Genomic DNA, 1,421 nt, shown 5'->3' with positions numbered 1-1,421 from the left:
GGCGATCCCTCGTTTGACCAGTTTATCTACTTCAGTGACCAAATCTTTTAGGCTTCGCGCAAAACGATCCATTGAATGTACAATCACCCTGTCCCCTTCCCGGACATAGTTCAACATTTCCTGAAATTTAGGTCGGTCAGTATTTTTACCTGAAGCACGGTCAACAAAAATCCGGTCGACCTCAATTCCTTCAAGTTGACGTCCAGTGTTTTGCTCGACAGAACTTACCCGGACATACCCTACTTTTTGGCCTTTCACTTTTTCACGCCCCAATTGGATAAAAATGAACAATTTCGTAAATTATAAATCTTTAACACTAAAGTTACATGTTACTTATGATTAAAAATCATTTAAATGATACATAATTTCATGAACTTTCAGATTGTAACTTTAGGGTATACTTTAAAGTTACACAAAACATCTATATGAAGACTAAAGTCCAAATTAGTGTTTATGTTGGTTCAATGTATTACATTTCGTATTTTCTATTTGTAACGTAATTTCAGTAATATTATGATTATGTTTTAGAACTTCTAAGGCCTTTTGATAGAGTTGATCTGTATTGCTATTCGGAGCAACCAAATGAGCAGTTAAATGAATATTTCTTGAGGATATAGCCCAGACTTTCAACTGATGAATCCCTTCAACGCCCTCTAGCTTCAATAAATCATTTCTTAACGACTCAATATCAATCTCATCAGGAACTCCTTCAAGCAGAATATGAATACTTTGTTTTAATAAAATCCAAGTTCGAGGTAAGACCCAGAAGCCAATTAACACAGCGATTACGGTATCAACCCACATCCACTGGGTAAAATAAATAACTATTCCTCCGATAATCACGCCTATCGATCCTAGAGCATCACTAAGAACTTCTAAATATGCACCTTTTATATTTAGACTTCCTTCAGCACTAGCAGAAAGGATTTTCATTGAAATCAAATTTATGACCAAACCAATGACCGCGACAATCATCATTCCAACACTTTGAATTTCAGCAGGATTCGTAAAACGTTGATAAGCTTCATATACAATATATATTGCTACCACAAAAAGCATCACCGCATTAAACAGAGCCGCTAAAATTTCAAATCGCTGATAGCCAAAAGTTCTTTTATCATCTGCGGCTTTTTTACCAATTTTGATAGCGGCAAGAGCAATAGCTAAAGCGGCTACATCAGTAAACATATGAGCTGCATCAGATAACAAAGCCAAACTTTGGGTAATAAAAGCAGCGACAACTTCTACTATTAAAAAAGTAGTCGTTAAACCTAAGGCAACCATTAACTTCTTACTATTTTCTTCAGTAACAACCGCATGGCTATGATCATGATGTTCTGACATAAAATATTTTCCTTATTCTATTTATGATGAGCAGAGATATTGGATAACAGCCAATATCTCTGCTGTAAATCGACTAA

Annotated in this window: 2 protein-coding genes; both read right to left on the bottom strand. The window is 35.5% G+C overall.

Annotation, left to right across the window (positions count from 1 at the left end):
* Window positions 1-258 (bottom strand): recombinase family protein (locus FTV27_RS17015; protein ID WP_180079339.1); only part of this gene is annotated, 258 nt, incomplete at its 3' end.
* 186 nt (window positions 259-444) lie between these two features.
* Window positions 445-1,344, bottom strand: a complete 900-nt coding sequence (locus FTV27_RS17010; protein ID WP_005028603.1) for a cation diffusion facilitator family transporter — start codon at window positions 1,342-1,344, stop codon at window positions 445-447.
* Window positions 1,345-1,421 lie beyond the last annotated feature (77 nt).

Source organism: Acinetobacter sp. YH12251, from assembly GCF_013417465.1.
GTDB classification, from domain to species: Bacteria; Pseudomonadota; Gammaproteobacteria; order Pseudomonadales; family Moraxellaceae; genus Acinetobacter; species Acinetobacter amyesii.
Note: the sequence above shows the minus strand (reverse complement) of the source record. Positions and strands in the feature narration are given on the sequence as shown.

What these genes read in the sequence shown, in the direction of transcription:
- FTV27_RS17010 (WP_005028603.1), bottom strand. Translation starts at nt 1,344, where the DNA reads ATGTCAGAACATCATGATCATAGCCATGCGGTTGTTACTGAAGAAAAT.